9 protein-coding genes and 5 pseudogenes are annotated in these 7,681 nt (G+C 40.5%); 9 read left to right on the forward strand and 5 right to left on the reverse strand.

Annotated features, from left to right (window positions below; translation table 11 throughout):
* From H6G26_RS36000 to H6G26_RS44405, 7 genes and pseudogenes are all read left to right on the forward strand, one after another.
* Positions 1 to 104: pseudogene (locus H6G26_RS36000) on the forward strand (DUF4277 domain-containing protein); the annotation flags it as partial.
* A pseudogene (locus H6G26_RS36005) lies at positions 98 to 997 on the forward strand (IS630 family transposase); the annotation flags it as partial. The pseudogenes H6G26_RS36000 and H6G26_RS36005, both read left to right, overlap by 7 nt.
* Positions 998 to 1,104: 107 nt before the next feature.
* Entirely contained in the window at positions 1,105 to 1,626 is a 522-nt protein-coding gene (locus H6G26_RS43285; protein WP_347242569.1) for a transposase, read from the forward strand.
* 66 nt (positions 1,627 to 1,692) lie between these two features.
* A complete protein-coding gene (locus H6G26_RS43290; RefSeq protein WP_242054170.1) occupies positions 1,693 to 2,109 on the forward strand; it encodes a hypothetical protein in 417 nt (138 codons plus the stop codon).
* Between the two features lie 92 nt (positions 2,110 to 2,201).
* Complete coding sequence (locus H6G26_RS36015; RefSeq protein WP_190736174.1) at positions 2,202 to 2,513, forward strand: group II intron reverse transcriptase/maturase; 312 nt, start codon at positions 2,202 to 2,204, stop codon at positions 2,511 to 2,513.
* Positions 2,514 to 2,615: 102 nt separating this feature from the next.
* Positions 2,616 to 2,795 carry a transposase DNA-binding-containing protein gene (locus H6G26_RS36020; RefSeq protein WP_190736176.1) on the forward strand — a complete coding sequence of 60 codons (180 nt, stop codon included), beginning with the start codon at positions 2,616 to 2,618 and terminating at the stop codon, positions 2,793 to 2,795.
* Positions 2,796 to 2,829: 34 nt separating this feature from the next.
* A complete protein-coding gene (locus H6G26_RS44405) occupies positions 2,830 to 3,051 on the forward strand; it encodes a hypothetical protein (RefSeq protein ID WP_190736182.1) in 222 nt (73 codons plus the stop codon).
* A 555-nt stretch (positions 3,052 to 3,606) separates the two neighbouring features.
* Here the strand turns inward: H6G26_RS44405 and H6G26_RS36030 are convergent.
* Positions 3,607 to 3,771: a hypothetical protein gene (locus tag H6G26_RS36030; protein WP_190736178.1), complete on the reverse strand. Its 165-nt coding sequence runs from the start codon at positions 3,769 to 3,771 to the stop codon at positions 3,607 to 3,609.
* Here H6G26_RS36030 and H6G26_RS36035 point away from each other — a divergent pair.
* Positions 3,758 to 3,958 (forward strand): hypothetical protein, encoded by a 201-nt coding sequence (locus H6G26_RS36035; protein WP_190736180.1) that lies wholly within the window; start codon positions 3,758 to 3,760, stop codon positions 3,956 to 3,958. The two genes, H6G26_RS36030 and H6G26_RS36035, sit on opposite strands and share 14 nt — an antisense overlap.
* A 106-nt stretch (positions 3,959 to 4,064) precedes the next feature.
* Here the strand turns inward: H6G26_RS36035 and H6G26_RS36040 are convergent, their stop codons facing one another.
* The 4 genes and pseudogenes from H6G26_RS36040 to H6G26_RS36055 all read right to left on the reverse strand — a co-directional run bounded on the left by H6G26_RS36040 (position 4,065) and on the right by H6G26_RS36055 (position 6,815).
* Positions 4,065 to 4,829: a transposase family protein gene (locus tag H6G26_RS36040; RefSeq protein WP_347242570.1), complete on the reverse strand. Its 765-nt coding sequence runs from the start codon at positions 4,827 to 4,829 to the stop codon at positions 4,065 to 4,067.
* A gap of 707 nt (positions 4,830 to 5,536) precedes the next feature.
* A pseudogene (locus H6G26_RS36045) lies at positions 5,537 to 5,740 on the reverse strand (IS4 family transposase); the annotation flags it as partial.
* A 101-nt stretch (positions 5,741 to 5,841) separates the two neighbouring features.
* A pseudogene (locus H6G26_RS36050) lies at positions 5,842 to 6,228 on the reverse strand (GDYXXLXY domain-containing protein); the annotation flags it as partial.
* 275 nt (positions 6,229 to 6,503) lie between these two features.
* Positions 6,504 to 6,815 (reverse strand): hypothetical protein, encoded by a 312-nt coding sequence (locus H6G26_RS36055; RefSeq protein ID WP_347242571.1) that lies wholly within the window; start codon positions 6,813 to 6,815, stop codon positions 6,504 to 6,506.
* A 448-nt stretch (positions 6,816 to 7,263) separates the two neighbouring features.
* Between H6G26_RS36055 and H6G26_RS36060 the strand changes: the two are divergent.
* Positions 7,264 to 7,629, forward strand: a pseudogene (locus H6G26_RS36060) (single-stranded DNA-binding protein); the annotation flags it as partial.
* Positions 7,630 to 7,681: the final 52 nt, after the last annotated feature.

Here is a 7,681-nt window from a genome sequence, read left to right on the forward strand (position 1 = left end):
TTAAAAACTTAGATCACTTAGGAATAGTAGCTGGACTAATTGATGAAATAGGAATAGTTGAAACAATCAACTCCAAATTAGGCATAGACGGGAGAGAAAAAGTTCGATAACAGGTTGGATCTTGCTTACGAGCAGGATGGAATCGATGGACTACGGTTGAACCACAAAGGACGAAAAAGCCACCTGAGTCACGAACAGCGAGAAGAAGTGTTGAGTTGGCTACAAACCAAGGACAATTGGGAGCTTGGGGAACTGGAGTATAAACTAGCCTTTGAATATGACGTCGTTTATGAGTCAAAACAAAGTTACTATGATTTATTCGATGCAGTTTCTATCAGTTGGAAGAAAACCACAAAGTTAAATCCCAAAGCGAATCCAGATGCTGTTGCAGAAAAAAAAAAGAAATTGAAACATTGTTGGCAAGTAAGCGTTCCGAAATCGAAGCCGGAAAATTGAGGGTATTGCTAATTGATGAGTGTCATTTAATGTGGGGAGACCTAAGTGGCTATGTATGGGGGAGAACTGACCAGGAAATAACGGTTCCAGTGGTAAATGAGCGAGAGAAACAAACATATTACGGAGCAGTTGACTATCTTGAACGAAAATTACTGCTTAAAGCTTATGACAGGGGAAATTCAAAAAATACTATTGATTACCTGCAATATCTACTAACTGAGTCTGGTGACCAGCAACTGCTGATTTTTTGGGATGGTGCTACTTACCACCGTTCTAAAGAAATCCAAACCTTTTTAGATGAACTTAATCAAGATTTGCAACCAGAACAATGGAAAATTCACTGCATTCGTTTTGCTCCTAATTGTCCAGAGCAAAATCCTATTGAAGATATCTGGTTGCAAGCTAAAACATGGGTTCGACGTTTTTGTGCCTTGATTCTTCTTTCTCTCATTTAAAGTGGATGTTTGAGTGGTTCATCCGACACACTACCTTTGATTTTCCTACTCTTGGAATGTACGGAGTTTTTTCAAAAATCAAATAGGATTCCTATATCTGCTCCAGATAATAATACAATAATGATAATCACATGGGGAATGATCAAGAAAAAAAGGGGTGTCTGATTGAATACAGTCCCCATGAAGGCAGAAAGTGAGAAAAGAACTACCTACTCTCACCTGCCACCATGAAAAATGCCAGACTATTACCATTGGTCAAGGATATAGCACAATTGCCTGGATACCAGAAAAATCAGGTAGTTGGGCACTACCTTTGAGACATGAACGGATCACAAGTGGTGAAAGTCCAATTCAGAAAGCGGTTTGGCAACTTAAACAGGTGTGTAAGCATTTAGCCGTTAGACCAATTTCAGTTTGGGACAGTGAGTATGGTTGTGCCCCTTTTATTCTAAAGACAGCCGACATTAGAGTGGATATTTTAGTTTGGTTGCGTTCAAATTTGTGTTTATGGGGCGAACCAGGAGCTTATGCAGGCATTGGCTGTCCTAGAAAACATGGTGATAAATTCAAGTTGAATGAACCAACAACATGGAGTGAAGCAGCATCTGTCTTCGAGGTAGATGATCCCAAACTAAAACGAGTACGGGTTAGTCTGTGGAAAAATCTGCATTTCCGTAAAGCGGTGACACGTCCGATGTCACTGATTAGAGTTTAACGTCTCGATGAACAAGGTAATCAACGAGTATCGAAACCTTTGTGGTTAGCTTGGGTAGGAGAAGAAATGCCTCCAATAGAAGAAGTTTGGCGACTTTACTTGCGTCGCTTTACGATTGACCACTGGTATCGTTTTTTAAAGCAACGCCTACATTGGACTGTACCAAAGCTGAGTACCCCTAAGCAATGTGAGCGCTGGAGTGATTTGATGCCTCTGATGACTTGGGAGTTGTGGTTAGCCCGTGATATTGTTGCAGATAACCCTTTACCTTGGCAAAAGTCATCAGACAAAATGACCCCTGGAAGGGTTGCCCAGGCAATGGGAAGCATTTTTGCAGTGATTGGTACTCCTGCCCTTCCACCCAAACCTCGCGGAAAGTCTCCAGGCTGGAAGACCGATCAACCACGTCAACGTAGAATTTGCTACCCCATAGTTAAAAAAACTACAACCAAGCCTCGCAAAGAGCAATCAGAATCTGCTTAGTACTGTAGATTTTCATATCTGAAGTCTGTTTCTTTTCAACTCAGCGTTGCTGAGTCTTTTCTTGTTGCCTAGTCTAAACTCCAGTGAAATATATGCGCTCTGGAAAGCCTATACATCTAACCCAAAGAGTCAAAGACGATGCCTACAGTATAGTCAGCCAGTATCAAGCAGAGTACCAAGGTGTAGCTCAGTACTACTGTATGGCTTACAACCTCCACAGCTTGGGAACACTGAAACGGGTTATGGAGCTTTCTCTGGTAAAAACTTTGGCGAAGAAGTTTAAAACTACTTGCCAGAAAATTTACAGACGATACCGCGCAACCATTGATACAAAAGATGGTACTTATAAAGTACTACAAGTCACAGTGGAACGCGATTCCCACAAACCCTTAGTAACAATCTGACTTTTCCCGTTAAGTCTTGAAAAGCTTACGGGTAAAGGATTTAAGAAACAGCACGGCAGATACGGTAAAGTGATGAAAATTCGGTGCTAAAGGTAACAAGCAATGCTGGACTGGTGGGAGAAGAATTTTGCAACTATATCTCTGGGCGATCGCCGATTGAATGAGCGTGCAATGTCAATCGGGTATGCTCTAAGTCTGGGATTCGGTAAAGCACTGTCAGAGGTTTTCAGTAGTGGAACCGTACTCAAGAGAGCTTATGAGTTTTCGCTAACCCAAAAGTGAAGCTGCAACCAGTGCTGAGGTTCCACCATTACGTCTGGGTTTTTGTGGTGCAACGGACAATATTGAAGTCCACCATATCCGCAAATTAGCAGATATTAAGCAAAGGGAATGCCCAGAACGTCCAGAATGGATGTTTAAAATGTCCGCACGTAAACGTAAAACCCTTGTGGTTTGTCGCCAATGTCACGAGAAAATCCAATATGGACGCTACGACGGTGAAGCACTCGAGCGTAAAAATTACTGGAAAGCTACGTGATACGAAAACGGTCATGCGTAGTTTGGAGGGGGGTAGTTGGAAAAGTGCCAAGACTGGTAACTCGCTGGCTACCTACCCTACCGCACGCACGGTTTCGAATGGGAGGGGTGATGCAGTAATGCACACCTCGACCCTACCGACCAAGACAGTACAGACTCAATCGCGTGGCTTCTATTACCAAAGAAGTGATTGCGTTGTTGGGAGCCCGAGGGACAGTAGCGGCTTAGTTGCTGAAATGAGAAAAGGCGATCGCACACCAAAAGAATTGCAATCGCTAACAAGTTTAATCTCGAATAAACACAATCATGACACAAAGTACAGCAAGTAACCTCTCGCTTTAAGTAGGTGACTATCAAGAGAAAATTCTCTTACTTGCTACAGATGCATTCTGCATCTGTATAAGAAATCCCTAGTCATAAAAGTGAAAAAAGCGATCGCAACGCATGAGAACTTTGAGCCATTTGTGAGAAAGTTCGATTTAAAGTTTGCGCCGATAAGTAAGTCGTGAAGAAAATTTATAAGCATGTAACAAATAGTTAAGCAGAAGAATTAGAGTTAAATCTTACACTTGTGTCTTCCCCTTGCCTGATAGTTATCTACACAGACTATCCCCGTCCGCCGTTCATCCAAGCCAAGTTGTACACTGTGGCGATTCCACCCCAACACTGTTTCTGCAATGCGTGCTGAACTATCGAAGTAATCTTCGGTGACTTTTGCCATAAAGCCTCTTTTGCGACTGCCAGTTAGTTTTTTGGCTGCATCTTTAGGTAGATTTGATGGTGTCGGTCAGCATGACTTGAGGGATTTCCATTCTAGAGATTTAGTGGTGGGGCTTGTAGATCCGCGCTTCCTAAATATTCTAGACATCTCCGAAAACTATCAAAGCTTTGCTGCGGCTAGCTTATAAGACGTAAATGCAAGCATCAAAAACTAGCTAGTGAATACGATAAAATAAGGATTTGAGATACTTACTGATAATAACAAGGCAAAATATGTAGTTATATGCATGAATTTTAGCCTGAAGGCATAGGATACATTTCGACTGGTAATATTAGCGCTCCAATTCGCAATCTTACTAGTCCACAAATTGTCAAGATAACTTGTTGATACTTTTTAGCATTCAACCTAAATCTGTCTTGAACAACTCGAAAAATTTTTACCGAACGAATTCGATGTTCAACAAAGATTCGTTTCGCTGATAATACTTTGTTTTGTTCTTTCTGTTCAGTTGTTAATTCTCGATTTTTTGGTTTTTTTATGGGAGTTGTAATTAAATCTTCTCCTACATAAGCTTTATCCCCCTTAAATCTTTGTTTGGGGTCAAACTCCGAGCGATATTCTCTGAATATTGTTATATCACTTTTTGGGCCAGGTTCCCCTGCCACAATATCAACGATATCACTACCATTAGGTAAGATAATTATTTGGCTTTTAAATGTATGATTACTCTTCTTACCTGAGAAATATTTTTTTTGTTCCTTATTATCTCTAGGTCTTTCCCTGACTTGTTCATAGCTATCTACTATTAGTTCATATTCTGTAAGCATTTCAATGACTTGTTCATAGTCAGATGCGTTTTTTTTTATTTGTCCAAGTAAGCTAGATGGTAGCAATTCACCTAAATTCGGCAACCAATAGTTAAACGTATCATTAGCTGTAGACTCACTTACTCCAAACTGGATGCCTAGAAGTTGAAATGTCGTCAGATGCCTGAGATAAACCAAGGTCAGAATTATCTGTTCTTTGTATAGATAATTTTGGTTTTCTACCCCCTCCACCAGTAATAATTCTCACTTTTTTTGATTCTAATAAAACTTGTTTCTTATCGTGTAATTGTTCCGCGTTTTGGATTAACTGTTGTAACTGTTTATACTCCAGACCAATTAAGCGCCGTGTTTCTTTTTTGTTTCCTTCAATATAATTCAGGATCTCGCTCATGTTTCTGTGTCCAAAAAGCTCTCTAATGTTCTCTTACCACAGAATGTTACTATTTTGGAGATATCTATTGGTGCCAAAACTGCTGCAAGAAGTCACTCACGATTTCTCCAAATTGATTATTATCACTTTTTAATGCGAATAAATATTTCGCCAATAGTGTCTTAGATCCACCCTAATAAAGGCGTAAGTGCCAGTGCCACGCAGACTTTGACACTTACACCAGGATATATTGAGCTATATCCTATTTTTATTAGGGTTGTAGATGCACGCGGATAACTTTAATGAATATAGTTTTGCTCACGATTGCTAACCAGCACAACCGTGTTTTTACGGCATTTAGCAATTGGAGAAATCAAAGTAACAGTATAATTACTGTACGTTCGCTCATTTTGTTAGGGGAAGAGCTAAGATCAAACCCTGATAAAATGCCCAGCCGTCTCCAAAGGAGACGCTAGCGCGAACGATGAAATTAGGAGCATCAGTGAGAGGTTAGAGTGATTGTACTTTTGTCAAGAGGTGCGGGAAAAGGCGATAAATCCAGCTTTTAGACTGGCTTTTGGAGATATTTAACCACACCTAAGTCTTGATTCTCTGGGGCAGCGAAGTACTTAATAGGATCATCCGTCTTACCTTTGTCATAGGCGACACTAAAATGATACAAACCACGAAATATCATCTCTAAAGAGATGCGGTCAAATGGTAAAGCTAATTCATCAGCTACCGCATCTTCCAAGTCAACTAACACAGCATAAATAGGACAGGTTGCTGGATTGGTTGTTATTTTCAGCTTACTACCTGTCCTTTTCCTTATCCCGAATTCAGGTTAGATAGTTACTCTTGCAAAACCACCTAGACGTTGGTTTTTTCAAGCGATCTTCTACCGCTTCCACGACCTTTGCTGACTAATGTTTGCCAACCAGGTAATCTGCTCAAATTTGCGGTACGGGATATGTTGTAATCTAGCGCTAAGGTCTTACCTTGCAGCACATTGTTAGAATTTACAGGTACGGTTTGCAAAATTACCGTTTTACCTGTCACATCTGTATAAAGAGCTTGGGCTGCTACTACCATAATTAACCCTGTTTGCAGCGGCAGAAAAACTAGTAAACGCCAAAAAGGTAAGGGCTTATTCGATTTTTGTTCAGTAGCAATTAAGTAATCCCGAAAAGTCACCTTACTGGAGAATTCTGCTTCGGGAGACAAGGTTTTATTTTTAGATTCAGAAGAACTATTAGTCATGAGCGTAGTCCTAAAAAGTAGAGGTATTGAGGAGGTCAAAAGTAACGAGATTAGGACTAACGCAGAGAAACTTTAAAAACTTTGAAGTACAGGGATTTTAGAATTTTGGATTTTAGATTTTTTATTCAATCCCTTCGGGTTCAGCAGTCACTCATGGGGGAAACCCCCAGACGCTCGATAACTCGCTAACGCTGCGCTATCGCCCTTGGCGTCTACCCTTGGGGGAAGACCGCGCTGCTTCACTAAAATTTAGAATTCAAAATCTAAAATTTACACTACTTCTTACTTGCAGAGTTACCACCAGGTAGATGGCGCTCAAACCAGAGTCCAGCACTAATTAAAGCAGAACCGCACAAAACAAAGACTAGGGACTTAAAAAGTAAATCGGTATCGTACTCTTGCACGCGGCTGATAATTTGCAGTGTTAATAACAGCATCTCACCCCAAAAAGAACTTCTGTTACTTAATTTCAATCCTTCTTGAATTAGTCCCCAGGCTAATGTTGCTAGAAGTACATTGAAAATAAAAACACCAACTTCATCAATTCGGCTGATAGTTTCATGCCAAAGAGGTACTATGGGAATCAAGGCAAAAAGGTACCAATAACAGCAGTCGGAAAATCAATTCGCGGCGCGGAGGGTTATTTCTTTCACATAGTACAAATAACCATTGAAATACCGCCAGCCCACTGATAATCCCCAAATCGATAATCGGCAGAGACTCGAATAAGTTTGTCAAAGTTGTTGACTAATTATAACTATAGCAGAATAAATCTGACTTCTCACGATCCTCCCTGCCAGTTTCCCGCTACAAAGATAATTATGCCTAAACATAAAAGTATGCCGCCTATAGTAATAAAGGTATCAGTAGCATTCGCGCAGAAAACCGTGTTAAGCTTAAAAGCCTTATACGCTAAGGATTTTCCCGATAACTAAAGTCATTGACTTAAACCTATTATCGAGTCATTACTCAACGATAAAATAAGGGTTTCAGCTTCTAAAAATGTTTGTCTTACTCATCTAATATCTTTTAACTGGTGTCGGTAAAACTACGGCTTTACGCGAAATAGCCCGTGTTTTGGCAGATGAGTTGAATAAACGTGTAGTAATTATCGACAGTTCCAACGAAATAGCAGGGGATGGTGATGTTCCCCATCCAGCCATTGGTCGCGCTCGACGAATGCAAGTAGCGCGTCCAGAACTACAGCATCAGGTAATGATTGAGGCTGTGGAAAACCATATGCCAGAAGTAATCGTTATTGATGAAATTGGTACAGAACTTGAAGCTTTAGCTGCCCGTACCATTGCTGAACGCGGGGTGCAATTGGTAGGTACTGCTCACGGTAACGAAATTAGACATGTCCGGAATATGATTTGGGTACCAAAAAATGGTAGAAAGTAAAATTGACCCTCTACCAACATCTAATTAAATGATTAGTATCTTTGATTATATA

The sequence above is a fragment of the Nostoc sp. FACHB-888 genome (genome assembly GCF_014696655.1).
Lineage (GTDB): Bacteria > Cyanobacteriota > Cyanobacteriia > Cyanobacteriales > Nostocaceae > Nostoc.

What these genes read in the sequence shown, in the direction of transcription:
- H6G26_RS43290 (WP_242054170.1), top strand. Translation starts at nt 1,693, where the DNA reads ATGCCTCCAATAGAAGAAGTTTGGCGACTTTACTTGCGTCGCTTTACG.
- H6G26_RS36015 (WP_190736174.1), top strand. Translation starts at nt 2,202, where the DNA reads ATGCGCTCTGGAAAGCCTATACATCTAACCCAAAGAGTCAAAGACGAT.
- H6G26_RS36020 (WP_190736176.1), top strand. Translation starts at nt 2,616, where the DNA reads ATGCTGGACTGGTGGGAGAAGAATTTTGCAACTATATCTCTGGGCGAT.
- H6G26_RS36030 (WP_190736178.1), bottom strand. Translation starts at nt 3,771, where the DNA reads ATGGCAAAAGTCACCGAAGATTACTTCGATAGTTCAGCACGCATTGCA.